Here is an 18,535-nt window from a genome sequence, read left to right on the forward strand (position 1 = left end):
CGGGACACCCGACTGGCGAAAATGCGACAAGCGGGTGCCGTCGCCGCGAGCCCGTGTGGTGAAAGTGGACACGCTGGGCGAACCGGTGCGGGTGACCGCCGAGCGGGCGACCAGCCCGGATGAGCACAGCCCACCGTCCTGTTGTGACGCACCGTGTCGGGTGGGCGAATCGCCCACGGACTCCGGGGCGTTCGCGGGTGAAACCATCGGGGGGTGCGGGCGTAACGGTGTCGGGCGATCATCCGACCTCCAGCCGGAATAGTCGAGAAAGACGGACCGGCTGGGAGACCCTCGTTGCCCGCACTGCCCACTTCGGACATCACCGCCCTTCCGCTCGTGCTCGCCGGTCCGATCGTGCGGCGGGTCGAGGCCACCGGCGCGACGGTGTGGATCGCGCTCAAGGCGGCGCGGTCGGTCGCGCTCGACGTCTACCCCGAGACCGGGGACACCGCGACGTCCCGGATCGCCACCGCCACCGCCCCGACCGCGCGGATCGGCGCGAACCTGCACGTGGTCGCGGTCAAGGTGACCGGGGCGTTCGAGGCCGGGAAGATCTTCCGCTACCAACTGCGCTTCGGTGACCACGCGGCGGCGGAGGTCCCGGCCGACGCGCCGAACCTGTTCACCGACAACGTCGTGGCGGCCACCGGCGCCGAGGCGCGCAGGCGGTTGGTCTACACCTCCGGCCCGGCGCTGCCCAGCTTCATGACCCCACCCGCCGAGGTGGCCGGACTGCGCCTGTTCCACACGGGCTGCCGCAAGCCGCACGGCGACGGGCAGGACGCCATGGTCCTGCTCGACGACGTCCTCGCCGCCGACGCGGGCCGGGCCGAGCGGCGGCCCCAGCAGCTATTCCTGACCGGCGACCAGATCTACGCCGACGACGTCGCCGACGTCGTGCTGCACCTGTGCGACCAGCAGGGCCGCGCGCTGTTCGGGCGGACCGAGGCGCTGCCCGGCGTCACCGACGGGGAGCTGGCGGTCGGGGCCCGGCAGGACACCGCGCGGCAGAAGGCCGGGGCGTCCGCGCGCTCGTGCCCGAACCACCTGCTGCGCGCCTCGGAGTTCGCGGTGGCGCACCTGCTGGCCTGGTCGGAGGTGCTGTGGCCCGCGGGCGACCTGGCCACCCTGCTCGCCGACGTCCACCCCGCGCTGGCCAGCGCCCTGGCCGTGCGGCCGGGCGAACGCCCGAGCACGCCCACCACCGGCCACCGCGACTGGGGTGCGGTCGACGCGGCGGGCAAGGAGTTCACCGACACCGCCGAGAAGCTCGGCGCGTTCCGCGACGGGCTGATCGGCGTGCGCCGGGCGCTGGCCAACACCGCCACCTACATGGTCCTCGACGACCACGAGGTCTCCGACGACTGGTTCGCATCCCAGCAGTTGCTCACCGGGATGATCGGCGCGCCGCTGGGCAGGCGGCTGCTGTCGAACGCGCTGTCGGCGTTCGCCGTCTTCCAGGCCTGGGGCAACACCCCCGACGAGTTCGCGGCCGACCGGCCGGGCGGCAGGTTGCTGGCCGCGCTCGCCGCGCCCGACCCGACCGCGGCGCAGCCCGCGGCCGAGATCGCCCGCCGCGTCGGCGTGCCCACCGGGCTCGTGGCGGGCACGGTCGACCGGGAGGACGGCGAACTGCCCTGGCACTACCGGATCGAGTGGGCCGCCCACCAGGCCGTCGTCCTCGACACCCGCACGCGCCGGTTCTACCCGTGGGGCGGCAAGGACCCCGGCCTGCTGTTCCACGGGGACTCACCGATGCAGGCGATGGTCGACGTCGCCGCCGACACCGGCCTGGACAAGGTGACGCTGGTCGTGTCCTCGGCCCCGGTGGTCGGGCACCCCTTCCTGGCGGGGTTCGCCCGCCCGGAGGTGCGCGGCATCCGCGCCGACGCCGCCGACCTCGCCGACGACTCCGACGGCTGGGGGCAGACCGGCCTGGCGTTCGAGGCGCTGATCGCCCGGCTGCTGACCAGGCCCGACGCCGCCGGGACCCCGGCCGCGCGCAGGCGCCGCGTCGTCGTGCTCTCCGGTGACGTCGGCTACGGCTACGCCGCGCGGATGGGCTACGAGGGCACGGCGGCGTTCCTGCGGCCGGGCACCGGGGCCGTGCGCGGTGTCGTCGCCCAGCTCACCGCGGGCTCGGCCAAGGGCGAGACGCCGAACTCGCTGTTCCTGCACCAGAACGGGACCGTGGTGCGCTCGAAGGTCGTCCCGTCGGTCGAGCGGGTCGGGTGGGCCAACGACGAGCTGGTCCCGATCACCGCGGGCGAGATGCCCGACCCGGCGAACCCCGGCCGGTTCCTGCCGTGGCGGGTCGGCGGCTTCCCCGCCGTCGCGGAGACCACCCCGGCGCACGTGCTGTCGAAGACCCCGGAGTGGCGCTACCGCGTCGACTTCTACCGCCACGAGGACCCCAACCGCCTCGTGCCGCGCGAGGGCAACCCGCCCAACGTGATCACCTACCCGGAGGAACCGGTCCCCCGCGCCGACGCCCTCAAGTGGTACGTGCGCGTCGCGCAGAAGCACGCCGCCTACAAGGACACCTACGGCGACGGCAAGCAGCTCGTGGGCCGCAACAACATCGGCGAGATCGGCTTCGCCTGGGAGGACGGCGACGCCAAGTCCGTCGTGCAGACCCTGTGGTGGCGGCTGGAGAAGACCCCGGAGGACAAGCCCAACCGCGGCGCGCCGCTGACCCGCCTCGCCGTCCCGCTGGACGTCGGCCAGGCCTCGAACTACCCGCCGGAGAACCTGCCACCGCTCTACGGCGACACGCTCCTGGAGGAGGGCGCCCAGGACACCGCCGGGTCCGCGCACGTCCTGGCGCTGCAAGAGGACCTGCGGGAACTGGGCTTCCTCATGCACGACTGCACCGGCAGGTTCGACCGGTTCACCCGCTGGGCCGTCCGCGACTTCCAGACCTACGCCAAGCGCGGCCGGGTCGCCCGGATCGGCAGCGCCTTCACCCGGCTGGCCGCCGACGTCACCGCGGCCGCCACCGAGCTGACCGTCGAGTCCACCTCGGGCTTCCCCGCCGCCCCGTTCCGGGTCCGCCTCGGTTTCGAGAACGTCGAGGTCACCGCAGTCACCGGTACGAAGTGGACGGTCGGACGCGGCAAGGACGGCACCGGCGCGGCCAGGGCGGGCGCGGCGGACGGCGTGACGCTGCTGCCCCACGACACCTCCGCCGACGCCGCCCACCAGTGGTACGGCTGGGCGTCCGCGCTGGAATCCGTCGACGTGCCACCGCGGCAGCGCTACACCGGGACCGTCAGCGGCGACGTCGACGGCCCGACGCGCAAGGCGCTGTCGCGGTGGAAGGAGTACCGCTGGCGGTGCCCGGTCGTGGTGGAGATGTGGACCCCGCGCGACAGCGCCGACGCCAAGCTCGTCGCGCTCGACGCGTTCGCCCAGACCCCGCTGCGGGCGGCCCGCCCGGCGCGGCTGGCCGACAACATGTGGTACTGGTTCGAGGGCAAGTGGGGCTACGGCCGCACCGTGTTCTCCCGCGACTTCAGCGACAAGTGGCCCCGCCCGGCGGCACACCCCGTCGACACCACAGCCCGCGAGCGGCGCACCAAACTGGGGTACGTCAACGAGTTCACCATCGCCACCGGCGGCCCCTACCACGGTGGCGCGGGTGATCCGCAGTACGGCCACAGCTGGGCCGAGGCGGAGATGACCTCGGAGTCGGTGCTCGGGCAGCCGCTGACCGCGCTCGCGGGCGCCACGCTGTCGACGTTCAAGGTCGTGCGCGCGGTCGCCGAGGTGGAGATGCTCGGCTACTTCGACGCGCTCAACACCTACGACCACGCGTTCGCCTCGTGGGGCCTGTGCCACTGGACGATGGGCAAGCGCGACGAGGACGCGAACCCCCGGGAGATGTGGGGCGCCGACCCCGGCGAGTTCTGGGCGTTCGTCGCCTACCTGAAGACCAACTACCGCGCCTCGTTCGACCGCGTCTTCGGCGAGGCGGGCATCGAGGCCGACCGGGCCTGGACCGACGACGGCAAGCAGGGTGTGGACGGCGCCATCCCGTGGACCTGGCGGGAGCGCAAGTACGTCGCCGAGGGGATGCGCTCGATCCGCGACGGGTCGATGGTCGCGCTCACCGGGGTCGCCAAACCGGGGTTCACCGAGTACGGCGAGTACGGCGAGCTGGAGTACTTCCGCTCCTGGCACTGGTACCACCGCCTCGCGATGGCCACGCGCACCGACGCCGAGCTGCGGCGGGCGATGTACGACGTGGCCAGGATGCGCGTGCGCGACGTGCTGTCCACGACGTGGAACAAGCGGACGGGGACGACGGCGGTCAACAACCCCGCGCCGATGCCCGCGGGGACCACCATCGGCCAGGTCTTCGCCTCCGAGCACATGGCCGGGCTGCTGCACCGGCTGCACGTGTTCTCCCCCGGCGCGGTCGTCCGCAACGTCAACGGCGCCACGCACGCGTCGAACACCCTGCAGAACATCGTCGTGGCGGCCAGGGCGGCCACCGCGGGGGTGTTGCAGTGGGGCACCCCGGCCGTCCCGCCGTCCCCGGGGAACCCCGGCTCCCCCGCGGTCCCGTTCGTCCCGTCCACCTGGGGCCCCGACCACGAAGAGGCGCTCATCGCCGCGTTCATGGCCCACTACGCCTGCCCCGGCCACGGCACGGCGGGCCACAACACCGGCCCGGACCCGAACCACTCGTTGCAGCCGGTGCACAACTGGCCGCAGTGGGGGGCGAACCCGCGCCACTACACGCTTCCCGTCGCCACCCTGCCCGCCGCCGAGCAGACCCTGCGCCGGGACCGCGACTTCGCCGTCGACGTGGCCGGGCTGCCGCTGCCCCCCGCCCCGACCCCGCTCGTGGAGGACCACCGATGAGCACCCCCGTGCCACGCAACGCCCAGCAGCAGCTCGTCCGCGAGGTCGAGCTGGTCCTGGAGCCGCTGCTGCTCGCCGCGGGCGGGCAGTGGCACCTCGACGCCCTCCTGGAGGCGCTGGGGTGGGACCTGTCGGCGCTGCCGGGCGGCGCCGACCTCACCGGTTGGCTCAAGGACGTCACCACGGCGGCGCAGGGCATCACCGACCTGGTCGAGGACCCGCCGCAGTCCCTGGAGGACCTGGTTCGGGTGCTCCAGACCGCCGCGGCGGCGTTCCAGGCCGTGCGGTCGATCCCGGCGGGGATCAAGGCGGTCGACCCGCAGGCGGTCGTGCGCGACCTGGTCGACCACCTCGTGGTCTCCTACCTGGTCAAGCACCACCAGACGCTCTACCACTGCCTGGTGCTGCTGGGCGTGGTCGTGCCCGCCGCGGACGCCCCCGCCCAGCAGGCCACCTCCGTCGACGGCGTGCCGGTGCGGCTGCCCCGCTCCCGCTCGGCGGTGCGGCCGGAGAAGCTGCTCGCGCTGGTCACCGACCCGGTCGGCACGCTCACCGCCGAGTACGGCGGGCTGAGCCTGGCCACCGAGGCGAGCGCGGAGGCGGTCGCGGCCAAGCTGCTGCCCCGCCTCGGGGAGCTGCTGCGCTCGCTCGGCGTGGAATCGCTGGTCGGCCTCGGCGACCCGGACGGCAGCGGTCTGGCGGGCGACGGCATCGCCATCGGCAACCGGATGCTGACGCTGTCCAAAGAGGTCGGTGACGACCGGGTGAGCGCCGTGCTCGGGCTCACCGCGGCGATCGCGTCCGGGGAGACCGGCGGCCTCGGCGTCGTCCTCGTGCCCAGCGGCGCGGTCGCCGTCGAACAGGTCTTCGGCGGCTGGAGCCTGCACGCGGACCTGTCCGCCGCGGGGCCCGGCGTCGCCATCGGCCCGCAGGGCGTCACCGTGTCCGGGGGTGCCCCGCCGCACATCGGCCTCACGGTGGAGTTGCGCCGCGCCGACGGCGCCCCGCCGCTGGCCCTGGGCAGCGCCACCGGCACCCGCCTGGAGATCGGCGACCCGCGCGTGTGGGTCGCCGCGGAGCTGGACCCGCCCGCCGACCAGCCGCTCGACCCGGCTGCCCAAGCCGACGTCGAGGTCGGCGTGGTGGCCCGCAAGGCCGCCGTCGTCATCGCCGGGGGCGACGGCGACGGGTTCCTCGGCAGCGTCCTGCCCGCCGACGGGCTGCGCGCCGAGTTCGAACTGGGCCTGGTGTGGTCCCGCCGCGGCGGGCTGCGCTTCTCCGGCTCGGCGGGCCTGGAGGCCGCGCTTCCGGTGCACGTCCGCCTCGGCCCGCTGGAGGTCCGCGACATCACCGTGGCCCTCGTCGCGGGCACCGACGGCCTGCGCGCCACCGCGACCGGCACCGCCCGCGTCGAACTCGGCCCGGTCAAGGCCACCGTGGAGAAGATGGGCATCGCGGGCACGCTGGCCCCCGCCCCCGGCCGCGACGGCAACCTCGGCCCGATCGCGGCGGGTGCGGCGTTCGAGCCGCCCAAGGGCATCGCCATCGAGGTCAACGCCGGTCCCGTCACCGGCGGCGGCTACCTGTTCGCCGACCACACCAAGGGCGAGTACGCGGGCGCGGTGGCGCTCAAGCTGCAAGCCCTCGCGCTGCGCGCCGTGGGCATCCTGACCACCAGGATGCCCGACGGGTCCGACGGGTTCTCCCTGCTGCTCATCGTCTCCGCCGAGTTCACTCCCATCCAGCTCGGCTTCGGGTTCACCCTCAACGGGGTCGGCGGCCTCATCGGCGTCAACCGGCGCGTGGACACCGACGCGCTGCGCGCCGGGCTCACCAGCGGGGCGCTGGACTCGATCCTGTTCCCGAAGGACCCGCTGGGCAAGGCCGGGGAGCTGGTCGCGAGCCTCGGCGCGGTGTTCCCGGTCGCCAAGGGCAGGCACGTCGTCGGGCCCATGGTCAAGATCGGCTGGGGCACGCCGACGCTGGTCACCCTGGACGTCGCGCTGCTGCTGGAACTGCCGACCCCGCTGCGGCTGGCGATCCTCGGCAAGCTGCACATGGCGCTGCCCAGCGAGGACAAGGCGCTCGTCGTCATCAACGTGGACCTGCTCGGCGTGGTCGACTTCGAGCAGGGCACGGCCGCGGTCGACGCCCGACTGCGCGACTCGCGCATCGCCGCGTTCCCCATCTCCGGCGGGCTGGCCATGCGCGCCAACTGGCTGGGCAAGCCCGCCTTCGCGCTGTCGGTCGGCGGTTTCCACCCCCGCTTCACCCCGCCGCCGGGGTTCCCGAAGGTCGACCGCGTGCAGATCGCGCTGCTCAGCGGGGACAACCCGCGGCTGCGCATGGAGTCCTACCTCGCCCTGACCTCCAACACCGCCCAGATCGGCGCCCGGGTCGACCTCTACGCCGCCGCCCTGGGTTTCAGCGTGGCCGGGATGCTGTCCTTCGACGCGCTGTTGCAGTTCGAGCCGTTCCGGTTCGAAGTGGACATCGCCGGGTCGCTGTCGCTGAAGAAGGGCAGCAAGCAGCTCCTGCTGGTCCGCGTCGAGCTGGGCCTGTCCGGGCCGAACCGCTGGCACGCCCGGGGTCTGGCCCGCGCCGAGATCCTGTTCTTCGACGTGGAGATCTCCTTCGACCGCTGGTTCGGCAAGGCGCTGCCCGGCGCGGAGCAGCCCGCGGCGGTCGCGCTGCTGGAGCGGGTCGAACAGGCGCTGGCCGACCCCGGAAGCTGGAGCGCCCAGCTCCCGCACAACGGCCGCCCGGCGGTCACCGTGCGCAAGGTCCCGGCCGCGCAGGGCACGCTGCTGGCCCACCCCACGGGCACGCTGGCGGTCACCCAGCGGGTGGCGCCGCTCGGGGTCACGCTGGAGAACTACGGCCGGGCGCCGATCGCCGGGGCCAAGCGCTTCGACCTCACCTCGATCACCGTGCGCGGCAAGGCGGGCGGGACCGGCACCGCGCTGTCCACGGAGGAGGTGCGGGAGTACTTCGCCCCCGGCGAGTTCTTCGCGCTCGACGACAGCGAGAAGCTGGCCCGCCCGTCGTTCGAGGAGTTGCAGGCGGGCAGGCGCACGGTGGCCGCGCCCCGGCGCGCGTTCGACGAGACCGGCTTCGAGACCGACACCGAGCCCGAGGAGATCGTCATCGACGCCCCCGCCACGGCCACCCCGGCCGCGCTGCGGGCCGCCCGCCGGGTCTCCAACCCGGTGGACCCGGCGTCGGTGGAGGTGGTGTCGGTGGGCACCACGCAGGCGGACACAATGGCGGTCAACGCAGCGCCCGTGGACGCGGTGCCAGGGGGCGCGGCGCGGGACCCGCGCCGCGCCGTCGCGCCGTCGCCCGCCGCCAGGGCCGCCGCCCGCGCCGCGGTCCGGCGCACCGGGAAGTCCCGCTTCGCCGCGCAGGCCCCGACCCCGCTGGTCGTGGCCGACCCCGACTACGCCGTGGTCGGCGCCGGGCTGCGCGCCGAGCACCACCCGACCTGGACCGAGGCCCGCGAGGCCGCGCTCGCCCGCGCCGCCGACGCTCCGGCCCAGCCGTTCACCACCCAGGCCGCCCCGCCCACCCAGGCCGCTCTGTCCACCCAGGCCGCCCCGCCCGCCGACGCGGGCGCCGCGGCCCGCTTCGCCGCCCCCGCGGGCCGCACCGGACGCGTCCGCGTCGTCCCGGTCGCCCCCGCCGCCTCCGGAGGAACCCGATGACCGGCCTGACCTTCCTGTCCTGGGTGCGCGAGGGCCTCGCCGCCGACGGCGGGGACGCCGACCCGCTGGCGGGTCCGCTGCCCGCGCACGCCACCGTCACGCTGCACCCCCGGCTCAACGACCGGCCGGAGCTGTCGATCCCGACCCGGCTCTACGGGCCGGGTGACGTGACCGGCGTCGACCCGCAGCAGGTCGTGCGCTGCTCCCCCGCCCCGGACAGCGGCGACGCGCAGCCGAACATGCTCGCCGCCGTCGAGTTCGACCAGCCCGACCTGCCGTGGACGTTCAGCGCCGCCGCCGCGGACGGCCAGGGTCGGCTGCGGCCGTGGCTGGTGCTCGTGGTCGTCCCCGAGGCCGACGCCGAGGTCCTGCCCGGCGGTCAGGGCGGGTTGGCCCGGCTGCGCTGCGCCACCACCGAACTGCCCGACCTGGACGAATCATGGATGTGGGCGCACGCCCAGGTCGTGACCCAGGGCCTGGACAACACAGACAGTGCGGGCTCGGTTGGAGCTGTCCTGGCCGACCACCCCGAACTGGCGACCTCCCGGCTGCTGAGCCCGCGCAGGCTGCTGCCCCAGACCCGATACGTCGCAGCCGTCGTCCCGGCGTTCGAGGCCGGGCGGCTGACCGGCCTCGGCCGCGAACTGACCACGGAGGACGAGGCGCGGCTGCGCCCCGCCTGGACCGCAGCGGGTCCCACGGCCAAGGAGCAGGACTGGGAGCTGCCGGTCTACCACCACTGGCGGTTCGGGACCGGCCTCGACGGCGACTTCGAGTCCCTGGTCACCCGGCTCAACCCCCGCGCGCTGCCCGGCACCGCCGGGGCGCGCAGGCTCGACGTGTCCGACCCCGGCGGCGGCCTGCCGAAGCTGGCGGACCACGGCGTCGTCGACCTGGCGGGCGCGCTGCGCACCGCGGGCACCGACCCGCGCCCCTGGCACGCCGACACCGCCGACGAGGTGGGCGACGCCCTCGAACGCGTCCTCGACGCGGGCCCCGACCCCGACGACCCCGCCCTGACCCCACCGGTCCACGGGTCCACGCACGCGGGCACCACGGGGATGCCGTCGCCGCAGGCGGGTCCGAAGTGGCTGCGCACCCTCAACCGCGATCCCCGCCACCGCGCCGCGGCGGGCCTCGGGGCCGAGGTGGTGCGCGCGCACCAGGAGGAGCTGGTCGCCGCCGCGTGGGACCAGGCCGCCGAGGTCCGCCGGGCCAACGAGGCGCTGCGCCAGGGCCAGCTCGCCCGCACCGTCGCCGACAGCCTGCACCGCAGGCTCGACGCGGTCACCACCGACGACGCCGCCCGCGCCCGGCTGCTCCAGGTCACCGCCCCCGCCGAGCAGGCCGCGGGCGCCATCGCGGCCAACCAGGAGGCGCGGTCCGCCCTGGACCCCGCGTTCCGCAAGGTGCTGCGGCCCGGCGGCCCGCTGGCCAAGGGCACCGGGCGCGGCGCGGACACCACCGCGGCGGACCTCGCGGCCGCGCTGAGCAAGCGCACCGCCACCGCCACCCCCGACCTGCCGCAGCCCGCGGGCGTGGTCAACGTCGAGGACGTCGCCGCGGGCAAGCGGGTCGGCTTCGACGACCTCGGTGTCGACCGGCTCACCGCCCGCCCCTGGGAGAACAGGTCCGGCCCGACCGACCTGACCCCCGAGGACGTGCCGGGCATCCGCAACGTCGGCGCGGCGTGGACGGACCAGTCCACCGGCACCGTCGTCGACCGCGTGTTCGTCACGACGCACGACGGCCGGGTCATGTCCGCCCGGTACAGCGGCGGCGCGGTCACCTGGACCGACCACGGCAGGCCGGAGGGCACGGCCGCCGTCAGCGCCCCCGCCGCGCTGGGCACCGAGCAGGTCGTCGTCCTCGGCGAGGACGGCCAGTTGCACCGGCTGGCCTGGGACGGCGACCGCTGGGCGTGGAAGGCGCACGCGCGCCTGCCGGGGACCCCGCTGCTCGCCTTGGCCCCGTTCATCGGCGCGGCCAAGCGCAGCGGCAAGCCCGGACCGGGTGACACAGTGACCTCCGGCACCTACTACAGCGTCTTCGCGGTCACCACGTCCGGGACGCTCGTCGAGCTGGACAGCAAGAACGGCGGCACGTGGTCCTACTCCGACCACGGCACCCCGCCGGGGGCCACCCTCGTGCCCGGTGGCCGCGTGTCCTTCGTGGCCGACTGGACCGTCACGGTCGTCGCCAACGGCGGCAGGCTGTGGACGTTCAGCCTGGAGAGCGGGTCCTGGAGCTGGTTCGACACGAACCGGCCCGGCGTCACGGGCCTGTCCCCGGTGGACCCGCCGATCGTGCTGGGGTCGAGCATGGGCGGCTGGGGCGCCAAGGGCGGTTCGACGACGATGCTCTACGAGCGCTACCTCCGCACGAGCTTCCCGATCGGGTTCGCCTGGCGCCAGCACGGCCTGCCGCACCCGCCCGTCGGCCAGGTGCTGGGCAAGTGGAACAACCGGGGCGTCTACAGCACGACCCGCTCCACGATCGCCTGGTTCGACGGCTCGAACTGGGTCGAGCGCGGCCCGCGCGGGCCCGTCGCGGGCGACCAGGCGCTGCAGGGCGTGCTGAGCCCGTACGGCAACGCCTGGTTGACCGACAACGACGGCAGGCTGCTGCGCTTCGACATGAACAGCGGCGCCTGGTACGACCACGGCAGGCCGAACCCGGGCGGGCGCGGCGCGCTGTTCGCCACGCCGACGCCGAACATCAGGTGGCGCAGCCAGGTCGGCTTCCGGTCCAACCTGCTCGTGGCCACCCGCGACAGCTCCGGCCCGCTGACCCGCTTCGGCCGCGACACCGACTTCGACGGGACGGCCACCGCGGGCTGGATGCGCAACGCCGTGCCGGACGTCCCGGCGACCGCGCAGTCGCTGACGCTGTGCGCCGCCGACCTCGGGGTGGCCGAGGGGACCACGACCGACCCCGACCTGGTGGCCGTCTGGGTGCAGAGCACCACCAGCGGCACCAGGGCCAGCTACCGGGTCGGCCGCGCGCTCAACGCGCAGGGCGCGCCGCAGAGCTGGGGCGCGGTGCGCACCCTGCCCGACGCGCTGTGCACGACCTACAACGCCGACTGGAGCCTCAGCGACCACTGGACCATCGAGGCCGCGACCGCCACCCTCGCCGACCTCGACGGCGACGGCCGCCAGGAACTCGTCTTCGTCTACGTGGGCGGCACGCGGACCATGCGCAGGCTGTTCCTGCGCATCGGCTGGAAGCTCGACCCGGTCACCGGGGCGGCGCTCGGCGGCTGGTCGGACTCGGTGGAGATCCCCTGGCCGGGCAGGCCGTCGAGCACGGCCCCCGCCGTCGCGGGCATCTCCGTGGCCGTGGCCGACCTCAACGGCGACCTGCGCCCGGAGCTGGTCGTCCTGCTCACCGAGAAGACGGCGGCGGGCGTCACCGCCTCCTACCGGATCGGCTGGAACCTCAACGCCCGGGGCACCGTCGCGGGCATCCCCTGGGGCGAGCGCTGGTCCGACGTCCGCCAGGTCCCCGGCGTCCACCCCACCGGGACGGCGGGCGTGGCCCTGGCGGTCGCCGACTACACCGGCAGCCAGCTCGCCGACCTGGTCGTCCTGGCCGCGCCGAAGACGACCGGTCCCAACCGGGCCGTCTACCGGATCGGCCGCGACGTCGTGAACGGCACGCCGACGGCGTGGTCGGACCCCATCACCGCCGACCCGTCCGGCCCGTGGGGCGACGCGGTCACCGTGTGCTCGCTCGCCGTCGTGGACCTGCCCGGCGGCACGCTGGAGGCGAAGATCGCGCATGCCAGCCGGTTCCGCGCCGCCGCCGCGGTGCACCAGACCGCGCTGCTGGCCGCGCAGTCGCGGGCCGAGCTGGAGGACGAACCGCGGCTGCCGCTCGCGGGCCTCGCCGACGCGGTGACCGGGGCGCTCGACCCGGAGGTCGCGGTGACCGGCCGGGTCCTGGGCCGGGTCGGCGGGGTCGACCTGGGCGGGGCCGGGCTGACCGACCCGCTGAGCCCGCTGCTGACACCGCCGGTGTTCGAGCAGCCGATGGCCGAGCTGCTGGCCGAGCTGGGCCAGGACCACCTGCTGCCCGGTGTGGAGTCCATCCCCGCCGAGACGCTGACGCTGCTGCGCACCAACAGCGAGTTCGTCGAGTCGTTCCTGGTCGGGGCCAACGACGCGCTCGGCCGCGAGCTGCTGTGGCGCGGGTTCCCCACCGACCGCCGCGCCACGTCCTTCCGGCAGTTCTGGGACAAGCGCGGCACCACCGAGCCGGGCCACGAACCCGCCGACGTGCCGCCGATCGCGCAGTGGCCGCGCCGCGCGGGCCTGGGCGAGGTCGCGGGCGCGCACGGTGAGCAGGTCGTGCTGCTCCTGCGCGGTGAGCTGGTCCGCCGGTTCCCCGGCCTGACCGTCGTCGCCGGGCGGGCGTTGCCGCCGCGCACCCCGGGTGGGCCGTGCCTGCTGAGCCCGATTGAACGCGTGCAGCCGCTGTTCCTGGGCAGGCTGCACCCCGACGTGCTCTACGTCGGCTTCCCGCTGTCGGTCGCCGAGGTGCGCGGCACGCTGGAGTCCGGCGGGTCGGACCCGGGCTGGTTCTTCGTGTTCGAGGAGGAGGGCACCGAGCCGCGCTTCGGCCTGGACGCCGTGCCCACCACCGGCACCGTGCAGTACGGCGTCCCGCCGACGACGTGGCGCGACCTGACCTGGGCGTCGGTGGCGGGCACCGCCACCGAGCTGGCCGGGCTGCGCCACCTGCGCGGGCGGTTGCCGTACACCCCGTCGCCGGTGCCGCTGCGCGCCCCGAGGTTCCCGCAGGAGCAGGTGGCGACGGCGACCTGGGCGCACAACAGCGCCCACGTCGCCCACGCGACCTACCAGCCACCGGCGCGGGTGGCCTTCCACGCCACCGACCTGCTCCCGTCGTTCGGCGCGGGCTGGCGGGTCACCCACGTCCGCAAGCACGGGTCGGGCAGCGACCGGGTCCGCGAGCTGGCCGGGCCGCTGCCCGGCGGCGGCTGGTGGCGCGCGACGGCCGCCGAGGTGGTCGAGGGCATCCTCGGCCGCGAGAACTACTACGTCGAGACCACCCCGGGCGTGCGGGTGAACCTGGTCGCGGTGCGCACCGGCGACCGGGTCGACCTGCGGACCGAGGCCAACGACACCGAGGGCGACAACCTGTCCGAGCTGCCGCCCATCCCCGCCGGGGCGGGCCTGCCGCCGCAGCTCGCCGACGCCACCGCCGCACCCACCGCACCCGCTGGAGCCCGAGAGAATGCCTGACACCACCACCGAGGTCCCGTGGACCCTGGCCGCCGACCACCCGGTGGCGCTGCTCCCGGTGCGGCTGGAGACCCGGTTCACCGACACCGAGCTGCTCGTCCGCGTCTACCCGGACGAGATCCACGTCGACAGCCACGAGCCGCCGCTGACCGCCGACGAGGCCGAGTGGGGCAAGCGGTACTGGACGGCCGTGTGGCGCGCGGGCCTTCCCGGCGTCGAGACCGACCCGGCGGAGCGTGCCGCCTGGGAGGAGCTGGCGGGCCGCTACGGCGCCGAGCGCGCCTCCTGGGTCGCCCGCGTGCTGGAACCGACCAACCCGCAGGCCCGCCCGTCCGGCACCCCCGCGTTCCCGGCCACCGCGCCGTTCCGCGAGGGCCCGTGGACCAAGCGGGCCGTCGCCCGCGCCATGCCGACGCGCTGGCACGTGCACGGCCACCCCATCGCCGCGGGCGCGGCCGTGCAGCGCGTGGTCGGCAAGCCGGTGCCGCGACCGCTGCCCATCGGCCCCAGCCCGGACCGGACCGCCGACCTGGACCCGGCCGCGCCGCCGGTCGACGCCGACACCGCCTGGCTGGTCGACTTCACCGCCGCCGAGGCGGTCGGCATGGCCGTGCGGCTGCCCCGCGCGGTCAACGGCGTCAGCGGCTACCGCACGCTCATCGCGCACGGCGTCGTCGAGCAGGCGGGTGCGGCGGGCGAGGTCCCGGCCGAGGCCACCGCGCGCGAGCTGGCCGACCTGTTCGAGGCCCAGTTCCACACCAGGGGCATGGGTTTCGTCGCCCCCGGCGCCGCCACGAACAACACCGCCACCGCCGCGTCCACGCACAGCCGCAACGACCCCGAGGCGCGGGCCGCGCTGCGCGTGCGCCACGGCGACGCCGCCCCGGCGGCTCCCGACGCCGCCGCCCGGGTGCTGACCACCGCGCTCGGCCTGCCGCTGACCTCGACCGGCGGAGCGGGCGGCCCGGCCGCCGCCACGCCCGGCGCGCTCGCCCGGGCGCGGGGCGCGGGCCGCGCCGACGACAAGCGCGTCCGCGACATGGCCACCGCGCTGTGGGCGGTCACCGGCGGGTACACGCTGACCCAGCTCACCGCGGGCCGGTTCACCGAGGGGCAGGTCCGCGGCGTGCGCGAACACCTGCGCCGCTACGTCCGCCCGGCGGGCCCGCTGCCGATGCTGCGGGTGGGCAAGCAGCCCTACGGCGTGCTGCCGGTGCTGCCGGTGGACAGGTGGGTCAGCACGGAGATGAACGAGTGGCCCGGTCTGCACCCGGACGTCGTGCCGTTCCTGCGGACCCTGCGCGACCGGATCTGGCGGCCCGCCGCCGACGACCCGGCCGCCGTCCCGCGCATCACCCGCGCCCCGCAGGACGACCAGGTCGTCGCCCGGGCGCTGGCGATGGCCCCCACCGCGCGCCGGGTCTTCGCCCGCAGCTCGCTGGGCGTGGACTACATCACCGCGCTGTGGCGCTTCGCCGAGCTGGCGCTGAGCGAGCAGTGGCGCACCGACCTCGGCGCCGCCGCGGCGGCCCTGGCCGCCCGCTTCGGCCTCGGCCCGTTCGACGTGCGGTTGGCGAAGTTGGTGCACGCCAAGGAGTCCTACCCGCTCGACGCGCCGTGGACGCTGGCCCCGGAGACCGTCGCGGGCGGGCGCCCGGTCGACTACCTGGCCGCCCTCGGCTCCGCCGCCCGCACCCCGGGCGAGCTGCGCGACGCGGTCGACCTCGGGCCCGCCGCGTCCACCCCGCTGCTGTACCGGCTGGTCCGGCACGCGCTGCTGGTCGAGTTCGGCATGGCCGCCGAGCGCGTCCTGGGTCCGCTGGCCGAACCCGAATTGGTCGGCGTCGACGACCGCGCCGCGACGCAGACGGTGTTCACCCGCCTGGACTCGCCGATGCCCGGCTGGTCCGGTTCCGTCGGCGCCTGGGTGCGCGGCCCCGGCGCCGCCGACTCCCGCGCCCACCAGGTGACCGAGGCTTCCACCGCGGTGCGCGCGCTGGCCGACGTGCCGCCCGCCGACCTGGAACGCATGCTCGCCCAGCAGCTCGACACCACCTCCCACCGCCTGGACGCGTGGCTGACCTCGCTGGCCACCCGCCGCCTGGAGTGGCAGCGCGCCGCCAAGCCCACCGGCGTGCACCTGGGCGGCTACGGCTGGGTCACCGACGTCGTGCCGCGCCCGACCGCGCCGAGCCGGGTCACCGCGCTGCCGCCGGACGAAGCGGGGCCGCTGGTCAACGCCGGGTCCGACGTGCCGTCACCCATCCACGCGCCCTCCCCCGCGCACGCGGTCACCGCCGCCGTGCTGCGCGCCGCCCAACGCGCCCACGGCGACCGGCCGGACGCGCCCACCGCGGTGGACCTGACCTCCGAGCGCGCCCGCGCCGCCGCGTGGGTCCTCGACGGGGTGCGCCAGGGCCAGCCGCTCGGCGCGCTGCTCGGGGCCAGGGTGGAGCGCTGGGTCCGCGACCACCCGCTGCCCGCGCTGTCGTCCTGGATCGACCGGCTGCGCGCGCTCGCCCCGCTCCGTTCGTCCTCTGTGGACACCGAGGGCACGCCGACCGAGGTGGTCGCGTTCCGCGACGCCCTCGACGGCCTGGCCCTGCACCGCCGCGCGAGCGCGGGCAGGCTCGACCCGGTCCGCGACGTCGGCGCCACCGCGGGCTCCGCCGACGCCACCGCGCTCGCCCAGGTGTTCGCGAAGCTGGCCGACCTGGTCGACGCCGTGGCCGACACGCTCCTGGTCGAGGGCGTGCACCAGGCCGTGCAGGGCAACCCGCTGCGGGCGGGCGCCACCATCGCCGCCATGTCCACCGGCGAGGCGCCCCCGCCGGAGCCGGAGTCGCTGCGCACCCCGCGCACCGGTGACGCGGTGACCCACCGGGTCGCCGTCCTGCTCGACGGCACCGCCCCCGACCCGGCGAAGTGGCCGACCGGCGCGGCGCAGAGCCGCGCGGTCGCCGACCCGGCGCTGGCGGGCTGGATCGCGGAGCTGCTGCCCGCCCCGGGCACGCTGACCGCCGAGGCCGCCCTCGCCGACGGCACGACCAGGCCGTTCACCCTCGCCGCCGCCGCACTGTCCCCCTTGGACTGGCTGGCGCTCGTCCCGCCGGACCCGTCGGCCCCGCTGGCCGGAACCGACCTCGACGCGCACCTGCTGCGCGCCGCCGCGACGGTTTCCGGCGGGGTCCGGGTCACCTCGGTGACCTGCCCCGACCTGCCCACCATGCTGGAGGCCGCCCGCGCCGCCAAGGACCTGGTCGCGGGCGCCCGCCCACTGCGCCCGGCCGACCTGACCCTCCCCGAACACGCCGACACCCCACCCACCACCGGCACCCCGGGCACCGGCACCCCAGGCACCGGGACGCCGGACCCCGGCACGGGAACACCGGGCGGCGGCACGCCGGGCACCGGAACCCCGGGAACAGGCACGCCGGACCCGGGCACACCCGGCGGTGACACCGGCACTCCGGGCACGGGCGGCGGCAAGCCCGGCCAGAACCCCGGCGAAACCCCGCCCTACAACCCGCACCCACCCGGCGGCGGAGAAACCAGCCTGCTCCACACGAGCACCCCGAACGACGACACCGGCACACCGGGAACCCACAAGCCCGGCCACACCCCACCCCCACCCGGCGGCGGCGAAACCAGCCTGCTCCGCACGAACACCCCGGCCGCCTCCGCCGCCCTCGCCCCAGCGAGCGCGGCCGACCGCGCCGCCGCCGTGACCGCCCTGGTCGACCGCGTCGCCGCCCAGCTCGCGGGTACCGACCTCGGCCAGCTCCGGGACGGCCTGCTCGCGGCCAACCTGCTCGGCGTCCCCGGCGTCGTCCCACCCCCCGCCGCCCCCGGCGACACCGACCGGGGCGTGCTCAGCGCCCTGGCCGCGGCGGCGCTGCCGGAGGTCACCCGGCGCCGGGACGCCGCGGCCCTGGAACCCGACCCCGTCCGCAAGCTCGGCGTCCTGACCGGCGTCGACGTCCTCGGGGTCTTCACCCTCGCGGGCGACACCCCCGCCACCGCCACCGACCTGCTCGCCTCGCTCGGCACCAGCACGGCGCTGCAAGGCGGGGACCCCACGGTCGCGGCGACCCGGCTGCTCGACGTCGCCGAGGTGCGGCCCGGTGTCGACCGGTTCGTCACCTCGCTGGGCTACGCCGAGGCGCTGGGCGCGGGCGACTCGCTCAGCGCGGACGTCGCGCAGCTACCGAAACCGCCCGCGGGCAAGGAGTCCGCGGAGCGGTGGGCGGGCCTGCCGTCGACCAACCCCGGCACCAGGCTGGCGTTCACCCTGCACCTGCCCTTCGGCGCGCCCACCGCGACCACGCCGGTGTGCGGGCTGATGGTGGAGGAGTGGACGGAGGTCGTGCCCCGGCGGCGGGAGACAACGGCGGTCGCGCTGCACGCCGAGAGCCCGGATTCCGCGCCACCGCAGGCGATCCTGCTGGCCGTGTCCCCGGACCGGCGGGCGGTGTGGGACCCGGCGCTGCTGGCCGAGACCGTCCTGGAGGCGCTGGAGCTGGCCCGGTTGCGCATGGTCGACCTGGAGGCCCTGCACCCGGCGAACCCGGACGCGCTGACCGACATCGGCCAACTCCTCCCGGCCGCCGTGCTGGCCGCCAACACCGCTCCGAGGGACGCGGTGTCCACCGACTTCACCCGCGCGCTGCCGCGCTGAGCAAAGGACGACCG

The 18,535-nt window shown here is 75.8% G+C and carries 5 protein-coding genes; 4 read left to right on the forward strand and 1 reads right to left on the reverse strand.

What is annotated here, in order from left to right; all coding sequences use genetic code 11:
• Positions 1 to 294: 294 nt before the first annotated feature.
• From UO65_RS23875 to UO65_RS36950, 3 genes are read left to right on the forward strand one after another with little or no spacing between them, the layout of a single operon-like run.
• Positions 295 to 4,869: a peptidoglycan-binding domain-containing protein gene (locus UO65_RS23875; protein WP_152552234.1), complete on the forward strand. Its 4,575-nt coding sequence runs from the start codon at positions 295 to 297 to the stop codon at positions 4,867 to 4,869.
• Positions 4,866 to 8,573 carry a DUF6603 domain-containing protein gene (locus tag UO65_RS23880; protein WP_035286474.1) on the forward strand — a complete coding sequence of 1,236 codons (3,708 nt, stop codon included), beginning with the start codon at positions 4,866 to 4,868 and terminating at the stop codon, positions 8,571 to 8,573. Before UO65_RS23875 ends, UO65_RS23880 begins: the two co-directional genes overlap by 4 nt.
• Positions 8,570 to 13,843 carry a hypothetical protein gene (locus UO65_RS36950; RefSeq protein ID WP_035286476.1) on the forward strand — a complete coding sequence of 1,758 codons (5,274 nt, stop codon included), beginning with the start codon at positions 8,570 to 8,572 and terminating at the stop codon, positions 13,841 to 13,843. The genes UO65_RS23880 and UO65_RS36950 overlap by 4 nt, the downstream gene beginning before the upstream one ends.
• Positions 13,844 to 14,107: 264 nt before the next feature.
• Here the strand turns inward: UO65_RS36950 and UO65_RS39040 are convergent, their stop codons facing one another.
• Positions 14,108 to 14,476 carry a hypothetical protein gene (locus UO65_RS39040; RefSeq protein ID WP_411431369.1) on the reverse strand — a complete coding sequence of 123 codons (369 nt, stop codon included), beginning with the start codon at positions 14,474 to 14,476 and terminating at the stop codon, positions 14,108 to 14,110.
• Positions 14,477 to 14,705: 229 nt separating this feature from the next.
• Between UO65_RS39040 and UO65_RS37540 the strand changes: the two genes are divergently transcribed.
• Complete coding sequence (locus UO65_RS37540) at positions 14,706 to 18,521, forward strand: hypothetical protein (protein ID WP_411431370.1); 3,816 nt, start codon at positions 14,706 to 14,708, stop codon at positions 18,519 to 18,521.
• The last annotated feature ends 14 nt before the right edge of the window (positions 18,522 to 18,535 follow it).

The organism is Actinokineospora spheciospongiae (genome assembly GCF_000564855.1).
In the GTDB taxonomy this organism is placed as follows: Bacteria; Actinomycetota; Actinomycetes; order Mycobacteriales; family Pseudonocardiaceae; genus Actinokineospora; species Actinokineospora spheciospongiae.